The organism is Streptomyces sp. NPDC045846 (genome assembly GCF_056431605.1).
On the sequence record NZ_JBWKKJ010000005.1, the window covers coordinates 276213 to 293121 of the forward strand.

Sequence of the window (16909 nt, forward strand, 5' to 3'; positions counted from 1 at the left end):
GGTCAGGCCACCTCCGCGAAGGCCGTGCAGTAGTCGAAGACCGGGTCGACGCGGGCACCGGTCACCGGGTCGGGGTAGGGCGACATGAGGTCGGCGAAGGTCGGCGGGGCGACGGCAGGGTCCGCGGGGGCTGCTGCGGGGGAAGCGTCGGCGGGGGCGAGCGTGGCGTGCGAGGCGCTTCCGGCGAACCTCTTCTCGCAGTGGATCGTCACCGACTCCTCGAAGAAGCCGATCTCGATGCTGATGGTGAGACTGGCCCGGCCGACCGCGTAGCCGTCCTCGTAACCCAGTTCCATGTACAGCTCGATGGAGGCCGAGACGATGCCCAGGACGTCGACCTCGCCGCGGGCGCGCAGATAGCCGACCAGTTTGACGCTGTTCTGTGCCAGGTCGAGGCGGAAGTAGATGCCGGCCATCACGGACAGGCTGCCGCTGGCCACCCCGAAGTTCATGGAGATGGCGGCACCGAACTCCAGGGCGGCGTCCAGGACCGCGATCTCCTTGGGGGTGAGGACGATCCCGAAGTAGCCACCACCGCCGAGCATGGACACGGTCAGCCGGAAGGGTGCCTCCCGGCGGCAGAAGGAGAAGCCGGCCTGAAGCGGGGTGTCGCCGATGAACGGCACCGACAGGCCGGCGTTCAGGGAGAGGTTCTCCAGGCTGAAGACGCCGACGGCCGCGTTGGGCAGTTGCATCGAGTAGTTGGCGTGGATGCCCGAACCGTCCACGGTGATCGCGGGAGGGTCGCTGAACCCGTCACCGGGGATGATGTTGCGCAGTGTCTGGACGAAGTCGAGGTTGCCCACGAAGTCGACGCCGGTGAACTTCACTTCCACGTCGGGCTTCTGCCCGGCGCGCATGGTGAACCGGATCCGCTCGAAGTGCAGGACGACGGCGTCGAAGCCGGGCACCATGCGCAGGTCGAACTGGCCCAGCGTGCAGGTGACGTCGGCCGCTTGCGGCAGGTCCGGGCGCAGCGAGCCGCGCAGGTCGGTGACGAGGGTCAGTCTGCCCACCGGCCAGAACACGGCGTCCTCGGCCCGGGTGGGGGTCGGTTTCCCGGGGGTCCATGCGTGGATGTCGGGCTGCCACTGGAGGTGGGAGTTGACCACGTCGGGCAACTTGGCGCCCAGCGCGGCGAGTTCGATGGCCTTCTTCAGGGCGAGGGCCTGGCCGACGGTGCTGTCCCAGGTGGCGACCTGGTCGGCGATGCGGCCGAGGAGCTGGCGCACACCCGTGTCGACCGCCGCGGGCAGGGCGTTGCGCAGCGCGGTCAGGGCGTCGGAGAACGCGGTGAAGGCGTTCTCCACCTCCTCGATGGTGGTGGGGTCGGGGGAGTGGTCCAGCTGGCTGACGAGGTAGTCGAGGAGGATCTGGGCGAAGGCCGCGGCGGCGTCGGTCACCCGGATGACCAGGTCGGCGATCTGCGGGAACTGTTCCTCGACCCCCGACAGCAGATCGCGCAGCCCCCGCAGGTCACCCAGGAACGAAGTGACGGCGTTGACGGTCGCGGTGAAGAAGTTCGGCGCCTTGAGGTTGTCCAGGCCGAGCTCGCTCATGATCTCGGTGAGCGGGAACATCCCGAAGAGCTTGGCACCGGCCAGCGCGCCGAAGTAGTCGAGGGGGTTGAACCGGCCCTGGGCGAGCTTGGCCCACTTGTCCGACGCACCCGCGTCGGCGCCGAGCAGGTGCGCCGGTGTCGCAGCCACCGGCCCGGTCAGCCGGGAGAGGCCGGAGACGGGGAAGTTGGGCTGGGCCAGGGCCCCGGCGCTCTGGCCCCCGTCGCGGAAGGTCAGGTCCACCGGCTGGGCCAGCTCGACGAAGACCTGGCCCTTGTTCGCGTCGGTGAATCCGTCCTGGACGTAGGGCGCGGCATAGAGCACCGATTGCGGCTGGTCGCCGCCGAAGCCGGTGCCGAAGCGGCTCAGCACCGGGACGACGGCTCGCGCCCAGCGGACGGTGGGCACGAAGCGCGGGTTGTCGGTGGGGTCCAGGGCGAGGATGGCGTCGGTGGTGGCCGCGCCCCAGATCAGCTGCCCGGTGGACAGGGTGGTGTCGTCGGCCTTGCGGCTCGGCGCGTACGCGAGGGCCTGGCCGCGCACATCGGCGACCACCCGGTTGGCGCCGGGCCGGGTCAGGTCGGGTGGCCCGGGCACCGGGTCGGTGCCGAGCCCCTGGTAGTGCTGGATGACCGTCTGCACGTCGGCCTTGGTCTCGTGCACGATCTTGCCGATGAACGCCATCGGCGTGCGGAACTCGAGGACCCGCCCGTCAAGGTCGACCATGGCGACCTGGAAGGAGAAGGGGTCCTCGCTGTCGGTCACGGGGAAGAAGGCGAGCTTCTCGTCGGGTTCGTCGCCGGTCGAGGACAGGCCCGGGATGGTCCCCGGCGGCTGGAGGTCGGGGGTGGTCAGGGTGAGCAGCCGGACGCTGCCGAACGGGAACAGCCGGTGCAGGCGGGTCTGGTCGTCGTTGTCGCCCGGCCTCCCGTAGGTGCGCACGGGCTCGCGCACCATGATGAAGTACCGCTGGTTGAGGTAGGCGGCGCCGTCCGGGCGGCCGTGGTCGAACTTCCGCTCGGTGACCTTGACCAGATCGGCCAGATGCCCGAAGGGGAACAGACGGCCGCGGTACATGACCCGTACGTAGTGGTCCCGGCCGAGGGCGGCGCGGTGCCGCCACTGTGTGACGTCGAAGCCCGAGGGCGGACGGTCCCACCGGCCCAGGGAGTCCAGCCAGCCGCCCATGCTCGACAGCATGAGACGGTCGACGTTCAGCGGCGCGGGCCGGAAGGCGTCCGGCAGGTTGGTGTTGGAGCTCAAATGGACCACCGACGAGCGGTCCTTGCGGTCCATCGCCATGGTGAACTCGCTGCCGCCCCTGGGCAGCGGGTGGGGGGCGGAGGGATCGAACCCGGTGTCGCGCGTCCACACCGCGCGGGCCCGCGATCCGACGAGCCGGGTGTGCCAGAGTTCGATCCGGCCCGCGGGGTCGCGCTGGGCGACGGTGTGGCTCCAGGCGGCGGTCTGCGGGGGCGACAGCAGCAGCCGGTAGGGCAGCTCGATGCCGGTTCGCGGGTTGGCGCCGTCGGCGAGGGGGTTCTCGGGCCCCGGACCGGAGGCGGGGAGCTCGGTGGGAGGTCCATCGGTACGGAGTCCGGCATCGGCCGGGCCGTCGGGTCCGTGCCGCGCGGCCAGTTCCGCGATGGTGCGGGCCAGCCGCAACACCCGGTAGACGTCCGGGGATTGGCCGATTGCGGTCGCCTGGAGCATCGCCGCCGCGGCCGGCTCGCGAGCTGCGTCCACCACGCGCAGCGCGAGCGTCCGCATAGCCGTCAGCAGTCCGGCCTCGCTGTACTCGATGGTGTCGTCGGCGCCCACCGAGAACACCAGCACGCTGCGGCCCGCGATGCGGGAGTGCACGGGAGGCGGCTTGTGGGGCTCGCTGCTGGACGACGGGGCACCCGGTGCCGCCACCGTGGAGGCTGGGGAGTCGGAGAGCGGCGGGACTGGTTCCGGCAGGCCCGGGCTGAGCTCGAAGAAGGCCTGCTCCACCACGTGCTGCGGTCCGAACGTGACGACGAGGTAGGCCGGTTGGGCCGCATCCTGGCGCACCAGTCGGCGGGCGCCGAGCAACGGCCGGTCCAGCCGGAGCCCGAGAAACGTGAACTGGAGGTCCACAAGGTCGGTGGCCCGTAACAGCCGGTACGGGGGCGGTGGTTGAGAGGCGGCCATGTCAGTCCCCTGTCAAAAAAGTCTTGAGGCCTTCAAACCGTTCGACCGTGCGAACCAGGGGGCACTCTAGGAGCGCCGCGATGGCGGCGGGAGGGCCGTGACGGACACGTCCCGCAGGAACGGCACAAGTTGAGCCACGGGCGGAGTGGGTCCGGATCGGATCAGGAGCGCAACGCGCGCGCCGATGGTTCCGGAGAGCCGGGCCGAGGGCCCAGTGCGCAGACGTGCGACGCCGCTGCCGCGCGTATCGAGCGGTAGCGGCACGGAACCGCCGCGCGCCGCAGCGCGCGTCGAGGCGGGGTCTCGCCGGCGAATGCTGCCCCCATGCCAGCCCCCCTGGCCGTGCGTGCGCACGATCGCGCACGTGCTGCGTGTGAAACGTCCCGTCGAGGCTGTCCAGGCTGGCTCCGACCCATGCGGGAGGGGCCGGTGGTTCACCTCATCGAGTGAGGACCGGCGTCGGGGACGGGAAGGTGCCGAGGGCACCGGCACGGTGGCTCCCAGTCATTGCCACCGTTGCCCATCCAGTTCAGCGAGGAACGGCGAAGGCCATGGCGCTCTGCTGACTCGGGCGTTCGGCCCGGTGCGGAGGGCCGTGGGTGAGTGACGGCGGGCGGGGCGTGTCGAACGTGTACCGGATGGCGTCAGTGTCCTCGGTTCGGGCTTGGGCCGAGGGTGTCGAGGAACGCGGTGAGTTCGGCGGTTTCGGGGGCGCTCAGTTCGCCTCGGGCCGCGAGTGCCTGCCTGGCGTGGTCGCGGGCGGCGTCGGGGTCGTCCGGGGCCAAGGCATGGGCCATGCCCTGGTGGGCGCGAGCGATCTGCGGGCTGTTGTCGATCGCGCGGGCGATGTCGAGCGCCCGCTGGTGGCGGCGGCGCGCGGCATCGCGGCGATCGGCCGCGTGGTAGGTGGCGCCGAGGTCGTTGAGAACCTCGCTCTCGGCGCGCCGGTCGCCCATCCGGCGGCTGAGGCAGAGTGCCCTCGCATGGTGGGCGACGGCCTCGCCGAACCGTCCCAACTGCCGGTAGCCGGTGCCGATGTTCGTCAGGGTGAGGGCTTCGCCCCACGGGTCACCGATCCCGCGGTAGCGGTCGAGCGCCCGCCGATGGTGGTCGAGGGCCTCCTCGACCCGCCCGAGCCGCGCATAGACCGTGCCCAGGCTTGTCTGGCTCAAGGCCTCGCCCCAGGGGGCGTCGATGCCGCTGTACAGACGCAGCGCCTGCTGGTGGAGGTCGATGGCCGCCTCGCTCTGCCCCAAAGCGCCCTGCGCGATGCCGAAGTTGGTGAGGATCACGGCCTCGCCCCACGCGTCGCCGAGCTCACGGCACAGGGCCAGCGCCTCCAGCCCGCGGTTGAAGGCATCCTCGGAGCGCCCGGCGTACCAGCAGGCCACGGCGAGGCTGGTCAGCGTCTCGGCGTGGGCCAGGCGATTGTCGAGGTTCTCGGTGGCGGCCAGGGCGAGCTCATGGGTGTGGACCCAGTCCAAGGTGCGTCCCCGGATGTCGAAGAAGTGCTGGAGGACGTGCGCGTACCGCCAGACGTGCTCGCTCCTGCCCCGCTCGGCCGCGAACGTGATCATCTCGACGAGGTTCGCGTGCTCGGCCTCGTACCAGGCCAAGGCGGCGGCCCGGTCGCTCACGTCCGGGGTGTCGGCGGGCGGCCGGGCGACCTCGAACGCGAGCAGCCGCTGTCCCGGTGCCACCAGGGGGCGGGCCCGCAACGCCGTGTGCAGGTAGTGGTCGAGCAGCCGCAGCTCCGCCTCTTCCCGCTGCTCAGGCGGCTCGATCTCGTGCAGGACCTCCTGCGTGTGCCGACGGAGCAGGTCGTGCAGTTGATAGCGGTGGGGTTCGTACTGCTCCAGCAGGTGTACGTCGACGAGGTCCTCCAGCCGTCGCCGTGCCGTGGCCACGTCCGTGCCCGCCAGGGCGGCGGCCGCGTACGCGTCGAGATCGGCACCGGGATGCAGACCGAGCAGCCGGAACAGCCGCTGATGGCCCGGGTCGAGACGCGCGTAGGAGAGGGCGAAGGCCGCGCTGACCGCCTGCTCGTCGCCGCTGCGGCCGGATGCGCGGGAACCCGCGCGCAGCTCGGCGACGAGGTCTTCCGCCCGCCACGCGGGCCGGTGGGCGAGCCTGGCCGCGGCCATCCGGATGGCCAGCGGCAGGTAGCCGCAGAGCTCGGCGATCTCGGCGACCGCCCCGGGTGAATCGGCGAACCGGCGGTGTCCCGCGATCAGGGCCACCAGCGCGCACGCCTCCGCCTCGGGCAGCACATCGAGCGAGAGCGGCACGGCGCCCTCCAAGGACAGGAGCCTGCGTCGCGAGGTCACCAGTACCGCGCACGAGGCGGAGCCGGGCAGCAAGGGTCGTACCTGCTCCGCGTCCGCGGCGTTGTCCAGCACCACCAGCGCCCGCCAGCCCGACAGCGTGGTCCGCCACAGAGCAGACCGTTCCTGAAGGGTGTGCGGGACGCGCGCGCCGTCGACACCGGCCATGCGCAGCAGAGCCTCCAATGCCGACGCCGGGTCCATCGGGGTGTGCCCCGGGGTGAAGCCGTGGAGGTCGCAGTAGAACTGGCCGTCCGGGAACCTTCCGGCCATCAGATGGGCGGCGTGCACCGCCAGCGTGGTCTTGCCGACGCCCGCCATGCCGTCGATCGCCGAGACCACCACCGCGCTCGCACCGTCGATGCCGACCAGCTCCGCGAGGCGGTCCAGCTCGGCGGCGCGTCCGGTGAAGTCCGGTATGTCGTACGGCAGATACCGCCTGCGCCCCGGTGGGCGGGGCTCCGCCGCCTCCGGCTCCTCCGCCGCGGCCATGGAGAGCAGGCGCCGCTGATCGTCCGGCCCCAGCCCGAGTGCCCTGGCGACCTCCCGCACCGAGGCCATGCGAGGCACCCGTCCTTGCCCGCGCTCCAGCGCGCGGATCGTCCGGGCCGACAACCCCGCCCGCTCCGCGAGCTCCTCCTGGGTCAGTCCGGCCCGCCGCCTGTAGGTGCGGAGCACGGTGTCGAACCGTTCCGGCATGTCCTCCTCCTCGCCCGGCGGGCCCTGCGCGCGGGGCCCTGGGCCACACGGCGTCAGTTCTCCGCGGGGACTGTGGCCTACCCGGGAGAACGTCCGCTGAACGTCCGCCGGACGTCCTGTCGGCGGCAGGAGTGAGACGGCAGCATCGTACGCACCCCGCCGATCAGGGGGCGTGCTGTCAATCGGCCGCGGGGGAGGGCCGGTTGAAGCGCCGCGAGCCAGTTACGTGGTCGACGCGGCCACACATCTCGTCAACAACTGGAGGATTCGCATGATCAAAGGTCGTATCGCAAGGACCGTTGCCACTACGGCGCTCGTCTTGGGAGGAGCGCTGTCCATCACCCCGAGCGCCGTGGCGGACAGCGGATCGTCACCGACGGCCGCTCCCGCGTCCAGCGATTCCGCGCTGCGGTCGTGTTGGGGCCAGCGGGTGTTCGGCAGCGCGGGCCACCACGGGAACAAAACCTGGTGCGACTCGGGCCGATACCGTGAAGTGATCACGTGTGAGACCCTGGGCGGCTACCAGTACGTGCACTACGGCCCCTGGGTCTGGGCGAGCGCGGAGAGCGTCGCCTGGTGCAACCTCGGCGACGAGATCATCGGTGACTGGACCCAGGTGGGGTGAGCCGTAGCCTCCTCCTGCCCTGGGTAGCCCCCTCGTCCAACGGCAGTCCAGGGCAGTGACGCCCAAACTCCTGGCAGACCGGGAAGCGATCGAGATCGCCCTGGTTTGCCAGGAGTTTCGCGTATGGGGCCCGCTCTCGATGATGCACGAGGTGTTCTGGGGGCGTGTGGCGGAAGTGACGGGAGGCGGGGCCGGACGGTGGGCTGCGAGGATGCCGTCATGGAGCAGACAGTGAGTCGTCAGGAAGCGTCGGATGCGATCCAGGATCACGGATGGCGCTACTTGCTGGGCGCCTTGCACACGTCGGTCGCGGTCGGGACGTTGGCACAAGCGATCAGCGTGGCAGTGGACGCTGTCACGGCGTGTGGTGACGATGCCGATCGCCATCTCCGCGTCGATGTCCGCCCTGATCGGGCCGTCCTCACGGTGCAGTCGTCGGACCACGCGGCGGTCACCGCGCGGGACATCGAACTCGCCCGCCAGATCTCTGCCGCCGTTGAGAGGTCCGGGCTTGTGCCGGAGCCCGGACTCGGAACGGCGGCGCCACGGTCCGTCCAGGTGGTGGAGATCGCCGTCGATGCCCTGAACATCGCCGCGGTTCGACCGTTCTGGAAAGCGGTGCTGGGCTATGCCGATGAGGCCGGCGCCGCGGGACCGGAGGATCCGCTCGTCGACCCGCTCTGGCAGGGCCCGGCTGTCTGGTTCCAGCAGATGGACCGCGCGCGTCCGCAGCGCAATCGCATCCACCTCGACATCAGCGTTCCGCATGACGAGGCACCCCGGCGGGTCGACGCCGCGCTGGCGGCCGGGGGCCGACTCGTGTCCGCGAGCCGTGCCCCCGCCTTCTGGGTGCTTGCCGACCCGGAGGGGAACGAGGCCTGTGTCACCACGTGGCAGGGCCGAGACAGCTGAAGCACCATGTCGGCGGCAGTTGCTCGTTGACGGCCGATATGAGGGCGGTCGCCCGCACGACGGTTTATGGGCATCGATCTGCCTGCACAGGCGAGTTCTCAGGCGGTCGGGCTGTCCCGGTACGGCGCCAGGAAGGCGGTCAGCGCTGACGGCATCGCCTCTGGGGCTTCCTCGGCGGAGTAGCGACCGCACTCAGGGAGGACGACGCTTTCCACGTGGTCGGCGGCACGCTCCATTGCAGCAACGCCGCACAAGTCCCGACCAGAAATGGGTTCTTGACCGTGAGGAGTTGATCGGCCGGTTCACCGCACTGCCCGTCGGCATGTTCCGCAGAGCCGACGCTACGCGGCTGAACTGACCTCCGGCTTCCGGCCACGACCGGTTCGAGTTCACCCCCCCCCGGACTGATCATGGACAACCTCAACCGCCGGTAGCTCAGGGAGGAGAAGCGACCAGTGCTGTCACCACAAGTGACCGACAGGTGCAGTCAGTTGATCGGAGGGGCCGGGCGGACGCGCTCAATGAGACCGGTCCGGAAGGCTCAGGCCCCGTAGAGGGCCAGGGCTGCTGCGCATCTCGGGGCAGGCCCGTTCCTCAGCCTCTGCTCCGCATGCCTCGAAGGCCGGACCGGCGATGTCGAAGCCGTTACGGATGGCCCCCACGCGCGCCGCCTCGGTACTGTGGCTCGGCATGACCGACACCGAGATCACCGCCGACCTGGTTCGCGACCTCTTGCGGGAGCAACATCCAGATCTTGCGGGGCTGACCATCCGCGAGGTGGCGGGCGGCTGGGGCAACCAGATGTGGCGTCTCGGGGACGAGTTGGCCGTGCGCATGCAGCGCATGGATCCCACCGCGGAGCTCCAGCTCAAGGAGCGGCGCTGGCTGCCCGTGCTCGCTCCGCGCCTGCCGCTCCCCGTGCCGACCCCGGTGCGGTGCGGCGAACCGTCCCTCCGTTTCCCCAAGCACTGGACCGTGATGACGTGGGTCCCCGGCGAACCGCTGGACCACGGCTCGATCACCCGCGGCACCCACGCGGCCGACACGCTGGCGGACTTCCTGCGGGCACTCCATGTGGAGGCGCCTGCGGAGGCACCGCTCGGCGTGGACTTCGGCGCTCATCCGAAGGACTGCGCCGAAGGCTTCGAGAACTTCTTCCAGGCCTTCGCCGCCGCCGACTTCGCGGCCGACACCCGGGCCGTCTGGGACGACGCTGCCGCGGCCCCCGAGTGGGAGGGCCCGCCGGTGTGGGTGCACGGCGACCTCCATCCCGCGAACGTCGTCGTCTCGGACGGAACGCTCTCGGGCATCGTCGACTTCGGCGCCCTGTTCGCGGGTGATCCGGCGTGGGACCTCGCCGCCGCATGGCTGCTGCTGCCCGCGGGCATGGCCGCACGGTTCTTCGACAGGTACGCGCATGCGGACGAGGCGGCGATCCGGCGTGCCCGCGGCCTGGCCGCGCTGAAGTGCCTCTTCCTGATGTGCATGGGGCAGGCCGGAGACCGCGGTCTCCCCGGCGGCAAGCCGAACTGGGGACCGCTGGGCCGTGAGGCACTCGACCGGGTTCTGAAGGGCTTTTGACGCAGGCTCCCTCGCTTGCCCTCAACCGCCTTGCGACAGCGCCGCCCACGGCGCGACCTTCCGTTCGTCGGTGCTGAGACCGCGAAGCGTCCAAAGCCCGTATGCGGCCAGCAGCGGCTTGACGATCAGCCACTCGCCGGGGCGGTAGTCGTCTGCGGGCACGAGCCTCTTGGCGAGATCCGGACGCTGTCGTCGCAAGTAGGCGCGAGCCTTGAGAGCGTGAGCGGGCTGGGAGACGATCTTGATGCGGTCCACGTCTTCGAGCAGAGGGATCACGTTCGTGACGTTCTCCCATGTCGTCGTGCTCTTGTCCTCGAGTAGCACGGCGCCGTCGAACGCGAGCACCGAGGGTGCGTAGTCGGCCATCAGCCGGGCCTCAGCGACGCCACCGGTGGGAGCACCGCCACTGAAGATCACGCGCGTATCGTGCGCACGGGCCGCGTCGATGGAGCGCATGCCCGCACGGACCCTCCAGCGGCTGATGAAGTTCGCCGTGGCCTGCGGGTTGCGATAGCCCAGCACCACCACGGCCTCGGACCTGCCCCCGCCGTCACCCGTCAGGGCCCGGGACCAACGCCAGTTCAACCACTCGCCCCAGGCCAAGATTGCGGCACCGGCGATCGTCAACCCTGTCCGTCGTCGCATGCGGCGACTCTAGGACACCGCGATATCGGCCGGGCGAAGGCATCGGACCGGCAGCGCACAACGGGTCCCGCCGGGCCGGGCGAGGGACCCGAGGCTCAACTCGTCGGCATGGGGGCCTTCGCCGACTGGGCCAGGTGCTCGGGTTCGAGTACGAAGACGGGGATCGCGCGGGAGGTCTTCGCCTGGTACTCGGCGTACGGTGGATACGCGGCGACGGCGCGCTGCCACCACTGGGCCTTCTCGTCGCCGACGACCTCACGGGCCGTCATGCCCTGTACTTGGGGGCCATCTTGGAGATCCACGTGCGGATCGGCCTTGAGGTTGAAGTACCAGACCGGGTGGCGCGGGAAGCCGCCCTTCGAGGCGACGGCCGCGTACCGGCCCTCGTGCTCCACGCGCATCAGCGGAATCTTGCGGATCCGGCCGCTCTTCGCGCCGCGCATCGTGACGATGACGACCGGCAGGCCCGTGTCCCAGAGCGTCGTGCCCTCGGTGCCGCCCGATCTCTCGTACAACTCGACCTGTTCGCGCACCCACCGCGCCGGGCTCGGCTCGTACTCGCCTTCAAGAGGCATCGCCTTCACCTCATCGCCGTGTACGGATCGTGTCGCAACAGTCCAGCACAAGTCGTGCGTGAAAGGGAGACCGCCCTTCCCTCGCTGCCGGGAAGTTCAAGTGGTTCGGGGCGAGGCGCCGCTGCGGCAGTTCGGACGTCGGCCGAGACCGCGGCGGCGGAACCCCTTGGTGAACCGCCGCCCTGGCCTGGATCTAACGGGTGAGGAACGGGCCCAGAACGGCGCCGAGTTCGGCGGGCGCGTCCAGGGCTATGAGGTGGGCGGCGGTGGGGAACTCGACGAGGGTGGCGCCGGGAATCTCGGAGGCGTAGCGCCGCCCGATGTCCTGGAAGTCGGTGACGTCGAGCCTGCCGATGCCGACCAGCGTGGGGACGGAGAGGGTGGCGAGGTCACCGGCCGCGGCGCCCTGGGAGTGTTCCGCCACGATGTCTTGGTTCACCAGGGATGTCCGTAGGGGGCCGCGGAGTCGGTCGGCCAGTCCGTCGGCGACGTCCTCCCAGCTTCGCGCGGGCCCGCGCAGCCACATGTCCAGGTTGATCGAGACGGCGGCGTCCAGGTCGCCCGAGGCCAGGGCCGCCGTTTCCGCCTCGTCGTACGCGACCATCTCCGCAGACCAGTCGTATCCGCGCCATGGCGGAGCGAACAGTGCCAGGGAATGCACCCGGTCCGGGTGGGCGAGGGCGAAGTCCAGGGCCACGCGACCACCCCAGGAGGCGCCGACGAGCCTGACCTGTGTGTGGCCGAGGTGGTCCAGTAGGCGGCGCAGGTCGTCGGTCTCGCTGAACGGGCCGGTCGGCGGCGCCGATGCACCGAAACCGCGCAGGTCGTAGCGGATGACGGTGTGCCGTGCTGCCAGGTCGGGCCCGATCGCGTCCCACATGCGGTGGTCGGCGATGCCTGCGTGCACGAGCACGACGGGCGGACCGTCGCCGGTGACGAGATAGGAAAGGTGGCCGAGTCCATCGGCGAGGGTGAGCATCCGCAGATGGTTGCAGATCCACAGAGCACGGGCCACTCCATAGGAATCGCTGCCAGGCCGACCGACCCCGGCGGCTCCCTGCGGCTGGTGTGCCCACTGGGCGTCTCGTTAGGCGGAACCCGCGGCATCGGTCGGCAGAGCCTGCTGGTACAGCGTTACGAGTACGCCGTGTACGGGCTGGTCCTCCGTTTCTTCCTCGGCCTCGTCGACCAGCTTGGTGAGGGTCTCGCCGAGTGCTCGCGCCTTCGCCGGGCTGAGACGCAGGTGGCGCAGGGTCAGTTCGGGTTCGGTGGGTGAGCGGTCGAGCTCCTGGGCGACCGCGGCGAGCATCGCGGCGGTGCCTGCCGCCTGGGATTCGGCGACGACCATCTGGCGAGCCGTGCGCTGGTAGTACTGCTCGGTGCCTCCACGGACCTGGCGGGTCTCGGCGACGTGGACCAGCCCGGCTTCGCGGAGCACTTTGACGTGGTGGGCCACGTTGCCCTTCTTCGCGTCGAGTTGAGCCGCGAGCCGGCTGATGGTGGCCGGCCGCTGGCCCAGGGCGAAGAGCAGCCGCTGACGCAACGGGTGGGCGAGCGCCGCGAATTGTTGAGGTGCGCCGATCTCCAGGACGTCCTCAGGAGGCGGCGGGAAGGAAGGCTGATCTCGCATGGTGAAAGTGTCTAAAGTCTTTGACGCTTTGGCAAGGGCGGTGCTCTACTTCCTGCCATGACGACTCTGACGAAACTTCGGCCTGCCTCGGTCATCGACGAGACGGTCCGGCTGCTGGCCGAGCGCTACGTGTTCCCCGAGACGGCCGAGCAGCTCGCCGGCCTGCTGAAGGGGCGCCTCGCCGAGGGCGCCTATGACGTCGACGGCGCCGAGGAACTCGCCCGACTGGTCACCGCGGACCTGCAGTCCGTCAACGGCGACCGGCATCTGCGGCTGAAGCACCACGCCGACCGGGTGTCCTCGAAGAAGGGGGCGGCCACTCTGGACTCGATGCGGCGGGAATTCGATGCTTCGCTCGGCGGTGTGCCGCGGGTGCAGTTGCTCGAAGGAGGGGTCGCCGTAGTGGAGTTGGCGCCGATGCTCTTTCCGCTGGAGTGGGCCGCCGAACCACTGACCGCGGCGCTCACCCTGGCCTCTCGCGCCCGGGCGCTGATCGTGGACCTTCGCTCCAACCGGGGCGGCGACCCGGACACGGTCGCGTTCGTCTGTAGCTACCTCCTGGATGAGCGCACCCACCTCAACAGCATGTACTGGCGCGAGGGCGAGCGCAGCGAGCAGTCCTGGAGCCTGCCGCACGTTCCCGGCGCGCGCTTCGGCGGCAGCAAGCCGTTGTACGTCCTGTCCAGCGACACCACCTTCTCGGCCGCCGAGGAGCTGGCGTACGACCTCCAACAGCTCGGCCGCGCCACGGTCGTGGGTGAGCGCACCCGCGGCGGTGCGCACCCGTGCCAGGGCTGGACCGTGCACCCCCACCTGGAGGCCACCATCCCCGTGGGCCGCGCCATCAACCCCGTCTCCGGCACGAACTGGGAGGGCACCGGTGTGCAGCCGGACGTCCCCTGCGCCGCTGCCGAGTCCCTGGACCACGCGCACGCACTGGCCCTCGCCCAACTGGAGAACTGAGCCGTCGCACTTGAGCGGCATCCTGGCGCAGTGCGCCCGAGCCCCCGGGCAGCCCGGCCCGGACTCACCAGCCTCCCTCGGACGCGCTTCACAGGTCACCCGATGACGGGGCTCGGTGCACACCCGACAGAGGCGGTGCGGAAAATGTCGGGTGCTCAAAGCCGGTGGCGCCGCACGATGAGGGCATGGATGACACGACTTTGGTATCCCGATTCCTCCGCGACGGCTTCGTGAAGCTGGAGGGCGCCGTCGCCCCGCGCGTGGCCGCGGACTGCGCGCGGCTGTTGTGGCGTGAGACCGGCTGCGACCCGGACGATCCCGCGACATGGACGCAGCCCGTGCACTGGGTGGCGGGCATGGCCCAGGGCCCGTTCGCCGCCGCGCCCAACTCCCCGTCTCTGCACCGCGCGTACGACCTGCTCGTCGGCCCGGGACGCTGGGAGCCCCGCTATTCGCTGGGCTCGTTCCCCCTGCGCTTCCCGCACGAGGAGGAGCCGAACGACGCGGGCTGGCACATCGAGGGCAGCTACCTGCCGGAGGGCGAGAGCTGGTACTTCACCAATCTGCGGTCCCGGGACCGCGCACTGCTCATGCTGTTCCTGTTCAGCGAGATCGGTGAGGAGGACGCCCCGACCCGGATCCGGGTCGGCTCCCACCTCGATGTGCCGAAGGTGCTGGAGAAGTACGGGGAGGACGGGGCGAGTGGGCTGGCTCTCGCGCCCGACCTGGTGGCGGCGTCCGACCGCCGCCCCCTCGCCCTCGCCACCGGCTCCCCGGGGGACGTCTTCCTGTGTCATCCGTTCCTGGTGCACGCGGCGCAACCGCACCACGGCGTGCGGCCGCGCTTCATGGCCCAGCCGCCGTTGATGCCCGCCGCGCCGTACGAACTGGAACGGGCCGACGGCGCGTACTCACCCGTGGAGATCTCGATCCGTCGGGGCCTGGGGCAGGACACCCCCGGTCACCACTGGTAGGTGAGGTGGGCAAGGCTGTCACCCACGGTGCGGTTGCCGGCGAGACGCAGGGGTTTGGGGGTGCCGGTCGGGTCGAAGAGGCGGTTGCCCGCGCCCATGAGGAGCGGAAAGACGGCGAGCCGCAGCTCGTCGACGAGGTCGTGCTCGATCAGCGTGTGCACGAGCCGGGAGCTGGCGTAGACACGGATCTCGCCGTTGACCGTGTGCTTCAGACGCGCCGCCTCCTCGACGATGTCGCCACCGAGGACCGTCGAGTTCTTCCAGCGGGGATCCGCGAGCGTGCTGGAGACCACGTATTTGGGCAGGCCGTTCATCCTGTCCGCGAGTCGGCCCGTGCGGGAGGGATAGCGCGCGGCGAAGAACTCGTAGCTGCGTCGTCCCAGCAGCAGGGCCTGCGCGCGCAGCGCATCGTCCAGGATGAGCTTGTCCCAGGCTTCGCGGTCGGCCGGAGCGAGCCCGGCCCGCCAGTCATGGCGGCTGAAGCCCTCCTCGCCGGTCGGGTCCTGAAGGACTCCGTCGAGCGAAACGTTCTCGAAGACGACGATTGGTCCCATTTCGGTGCTCCCTGTGTTCGGATGGTCTGGCTGCCACGGATGCAGACACCGCGGCATCGGCGGAACTGGGCGCACGGCGGCCGCCCAGTTCGGCGGTCGGCCGGTGTCCCTATGCGAGGGAGTGCCGTGGGGCGGGGGAGAGGTGGACGAGGATGGCGAGCGGCGACCTGATGTCGCAGGCCCGGGCCGGTGACGGTGACGCGTTCCGCGCACTGGTCCAGCCGCACCGCGCGGAGTTGCGGGTGCACTGCTACCGGATGCTCGGATCGTTGCAGGACGCCGAGGATGCCCTTCAGGACACGCTGCTGGCCGCCTGGCAGGGCATCGAGGGATTCGAGCAACGTGCCTCGCTGCGCACCTGGTTGTACCGGATCGCCACCAACCGGTGCCTCAACGCGCGGCGTTCGGCGAGCCGACGCCGGGCCAAGGAGTGGAACGTGCCCCATGTCGAGCCGCCCGAGCCGACCCGGCTCGGCGAGGTCGTCTGGCTACAGCCGTACCCCGACTGCCTGCTCGACGCCGTGAGCGAGGCCCCGCTCGGGCCGGAAGCCCGCTATGAGCAGACCGAGTCGGTCTCCCTCGCGTTCGTCACCGGTTTGCAGGCGCTGCCGCCCCGCCAACTCGCCGTTCTCGTCCTGCGTGACGTCCTCGGATTCCACGCCCGCGAGGTGGCCACCATGCTCGACTCGACCGTCGACTCGGTCAACAGCGCCCTCAAACGAGCCCGCGCCGCCCTGCGACGCCGCGGGCCGAACGCCGCGGACGGCCAACCGCCCGCCGCCGGCTCGGCCTCCGAGAACGCGATCGTGGCGCAGTTCGTCCGTGCGTGGGAGTCCGCCGATCTCGACGCCCTGGTGGATCTGCTGACCGACGACGCCTTCGTCTCGATGCCGCCCGTGCCCTTCGAGTACGAGGGCAAGGACCTCGTGGCCCGCTTCTGTGCCGCCATCTTCCGCGCGGACCGGAGGTTCGACCTGGTCCCGACGCGAGCCAACGGTCAGCCGGCGTTCGGAGCGTATCTGCGGGCCCGCGACGGCATCAGCCACGGGACCGGCCTGTACGTGCTCACACTTGCCGGCGACCGCATCAGCGCCATGACCCGGTTCGAGAACGACATGCTGCCCTGGTTCGGGCTCCCACGCTCACTCCCGAGCCGATAACCCCGGTCAACGAATCACCTGCCGTGCCGCTCAGTCGACACAGAACTCGTTGCCCTCGATGTCCAGCATCGGGATGCACGAATCGGTGCCGTCATACAGGGTCTGTACGTGGACCGCGCCCAGGGGGATCAGCCGTGCGCACTCGGCCTCGAGCGCGGCGAGGCGCTCCTCACCCACCAGTCCGGTACCGACCCGCACATCGAGATGCACGCGATTCTTGGCGGCCTTCCCTTCCGGTACGCGCTGGAAGTACAGCCGCGGACCGACACCTGAGGGATCCACGCAGGCGAACCACGCATCCCGCTCCTCAGGTGACTGCGAGGCCTTGAAGTCGTCCCATGTGGCAAACCCCTTCGGTGGCGGCGGCACGACGTACCCCAACACCTCGCACCAGAAACGAGCGAGGCGCTCGGGCTCCGCGCAGTCGAAGGTGACCTGGAACTTCTTGATCGACGTCATGGAGCCACCCTAGAGGCGGGTGCCGCCCCGCGAGAGACGGTTTCTTCGCGGGGACGGTCGCCGACGCCTTCGAC

General features: G+C 70.3%; 14 protein-coding genes. 6 read left to right on the plus strand and 8 right to left on the minus strand.

Annotated elements, in window-relative coordinates:
- Positions 1 to 2: 2 nt before the first annotated feature.
- Both AC07F3_RS16305 and AC07F3_RS16310 read right to left on the minus strand, forming a co-directional pair.
- The gene (locus tag AC07F3_RS16305; protein WP_479114525.1) at positions 3 to 3734 is read right to left on the minus strand and encodes a hypothetical protein; all 3732 of its coding nucleotides are present in this window, start codon (positions 3732 to 3734) and stop codon (positions 3 to 5) included.
- Positions 3735 to 4378: 644 nt separating this feature from the next.
- Positions 4379 to 6757 carry an ATP-binding protein gene (locus AC07F3_RS16310; protein WP_479114526.1) on the minus strand — a complete coding sequence of 793 codons (2379 nt, stop codon included), beginning with the start codon at positions 6755 to 6757 and terminating at the stop codon, positions 4379 to 4381.
- 493 nt (positions 6758 to 7250) lie between these two features.
- Here AC07F3_RS16310 and AC07F3_RS16315 point away from each other — a divergent pair, with 493 nt between their 5' ends.
- From AC07F3_RS16315 to AC07F3_RS16325, 3 genes are all read left to right on the plus strand, one after another.
- Positions 7251 to 7382, plus strand: coding sequence for a hypothetical protein (locus AC07F3_RS16315; RefSeq protein WP_262985351.1), 132 nt, complete (start codon positions 7251 to 7253; stop codon positions 7380 to 7382).
- A 219-nt stretch (positions 7383 to 7601) separates the two neighbouring features.
- Positions 7602 to 8294 (plus strand): VOC family protein, encoded by a 693-nt coding sequence (locus AC07F3_RS16320; RefSeq protein ID WP_479114529.1) that lies wholly within the window; start codon positions 7602 to 7604, stop codon positions 8292 to 8294.
- A gap of 690 nt (positions 8295 to 8984) precedes the next feature.
- Complete coding sequence (locus AC07F3_RS16325) at positions 8985 to 9875, plus strand: aminoglycoside phosphotransferase family protein (RefSeq protein WP_479114531.1); 891 nt, start codon at positions 8985 to 8987, stop codon at positions 9873 to 9875.
- Between the two features lie 21 nt (positions 9876 to 9896).
- On the opposite strand, the gene AC07F3_RS16330 is transcribed toward AC07F3_RS16325, so the two are convergent.
- From AC07F3_RS16330 to AC07F3_RS16345, 4 genes are all read right to left on the minus strand, one after another.
- On the minus strand, positions 9897 to 10520 hold the full coding sequence (locus AC07F3_RS16330; RefSeq protein WP_479114533.1) for a YdcF family protein: 624 nt from the start codon (positions 10518 to 10520) through the stop codon (positions 9897 to 9899).
- Between the two features lie 95 nt (positions 10521 to 10615).
- Positions 10616 to 11095, minus strand: a complete 480-nt coding sequence (locus AC07F3_RS16335) for a nitroreductase family deazaflavin-dependent oxidoreductase (RefSeq protein WP_479114535.1) — start codon at positions 11093 to 11095, stop codon at positions 10616 to 10618.
- Positions 11096 to 11288: 193 nt separating this feature from the next.
- Positions 11289 to 12110 carry an alpha/beta fold hydrolase gene (locus tag AC07F3_RS16340; protein ID WP_479114537.1) on the minus strand — a complete coding sequence of 274 codons (822 nt, stop codon included), beginning with the start codon at positions 12108 to 12110 and terminating at the stop codon, positions 11289 to 11291.
- 72 nt (positions 12111 to 12182) lie between these two features.
- The gene (locus AC07F3_RS16345) at positions 12183 to 12725 is read right to left on the minus strand and encodes an ArsR/SmtB family transcription factor (RefSeq protein WP_479114539.1); all 543 of its coding nucleotides are present in this window, start codon (positions 12723 to 12725) and stop codon (positions 12183 to 12185) included.
- A gap of 57 nt (positions 12726 to 12782) precedes the next feature.
- On the opposite strand from AC07F3_RS16345, the gene AC07F3_RS16350 reads away from it, so the two are divergent.
- Positions 12783 to 13688 carry a S41 family peptidase gene (locus tag AC07F3_RS16350; protein ID WP_479114541.1) on the plus strand — a complete coding sequence of 302 codons (906 nt, stop codon included), beginning with the start codon at positions 12783 to 12785 and terminating at the stop codon, positions 13686 to 13688.
- 185 nt (positions 13689 to 13873) lie between these two features.
- Positions 13874 to 14662, plus strand: coding sequence for a phytanoyl-CoA dioxygenase family protein (locus AC07F3_RS16355; protein WP_479114543.1), 789 nt, complete (start codon positions 13874 to 13876; stop codon positions 14660 to 14662).
- On the opposite strand, the gene AC07F3_RS16360 is transcribed toward AC07F3_RS16355, so the two are convergent.
- A complete protein-coding gene (locus AC07F3_RS16360) occupies positions 14650 to 15216 on the minus strand; it encodes a dihydrofolate reductase family protein (RefSeq protein ID WP_479114545.1) in 567 nt (188 codons plus the stop codon). The two genes, AC07F3_RS16355 and AC07F3_RS16360, sit on opposite strands and share 13 nt — an antisense overlap.
- Positions 15217 to 15368: 152 nt before the next feature.
- Between AC07F3_RS16360 and AC07F3_RS16365 the strand changes: the two genes are divergently transcribed.
- On the plus strand, positions 15369 to 16376 hold the full coding sequence (locus tag AC07F3_RS16365; RefSeq protein WP_479114547.1) for an RNA polymerase subunit sigma-70: 1008 nt from the start codon (positions 15369 to 15371) through the stop codon (positions 16374 to 16376).
- A 30-nt stretch (positions 16377 to 16406) separates the two neighbouring features.
- Here the strand turns inward: AC07F3_RS16365 and AC07F3_RS16370 are convergent, their stop codons facing one another.
- Positions 16407 to 16835, minus strand: coding sequence for a VOC family protein (locus AC07F3_RS16370; RefSeq protein WP_479114549.1), 429 nt, complete (start codon positions 16833 to 16835; stop codon positions 16407 to 16409).
- Positions 16836 to 16909: the final 74 nt, after the last annotated feature.

What these genes read in the sequence shown, in the direction of transcription:
- AC07F3_RS16305 (WP_479114525.1), bottom strand. Translation starts at nt 3,734, where the DNA reads ATGGCCGCCTCTCAACCACCGCCCCCGTACCGGCTGTTACGGGCCACC.
- AC07F3_RS16310 (WP_479114526.1), bottom strand. Translation starts at nt 6,757, where the DNA reads ATGCCGGAACGGTTCGACACCGTGCTCCGCACCTACAGGCGGCGGGCC.
- AC07F3_RS16320 (WP_479114529.1), top strand. Translation starts at nt 7,602, where the DNA reads ATGGAGCAGACAGTGAGTCGTCAGGAAGCGTCGGATGCGATCCAGGAT.
- AC07F3_RS16325 (WP_479114531.1), top strand. Translation starts at nt 8,985, where the DNA reads ATGACCGACACCGAGATCACCGCCGACCTGGTTCGCGACCTCTTGCGG.
- AC07F3_RS16330 (WP_479114533.1), bottom strand. Translation starts at nt 10,520, where the DNA reads ATGCGACGACGGACAGGGTTGACGATCGCCGGTGCCGCAATCTTGGCC.
- AC07F3_RS16335 (WP_479114535.1), bottom strand. Translation starts at nt 11,095, where the DNA reads ATGCCTCTTGAAGGCGAGTACGAGCCGAGCCCGGCGCGGTGGGTGCGC.
- AC07F3_RS16345 (WP_479114539.1), bottom strand. Translation starts at nt 12,725, where the DNA reads ATGCGAGATCAGCCTTCCTTCCCGCCGCCTCCTGAGGACGTCCTGGAG.
- AC07F3_RS16350 (WP_479114541.1), top strand. Translation starts at nt 12,783, where the DNA reads ATGACGACTCTGACGAAACTTCGGCCTGCCTCGGTCATCGACGAGACG.
- AC07F3_RS16355 (WP_479114543.1), top strand. Translation starts at nt 13,874, where the DNA reads ATGGATGACACGACTTTGGTATCCCGATTCCTCCGCGACGGCTTCGTG.
- AC07F3_RS16360 (WP_479114545.1), bottom strand. Translation starts at nt 15,216, where the DNA reads ATGGGACCAATCGTCGTCTTCGAGAACGTTTCGCTCGACGGAGTCCTT.
- AC07F3_RS16365 (WP_479114547.1), top strand. Translation starts at nt 15,369, where the DNA reads ATGGCGAGCGGCGACCTGATGTCGCAGGCCCGGGCCGGTGACGGTGAC.
- AC07F3_RS16370 (WP_479114549.1), bottom strand. Translation starts at nt 16,835, where the DNA reads ATGACGTCGATCAAGAAGTTCCAGGTCACCTTCGACTGCGCGGAGCCC.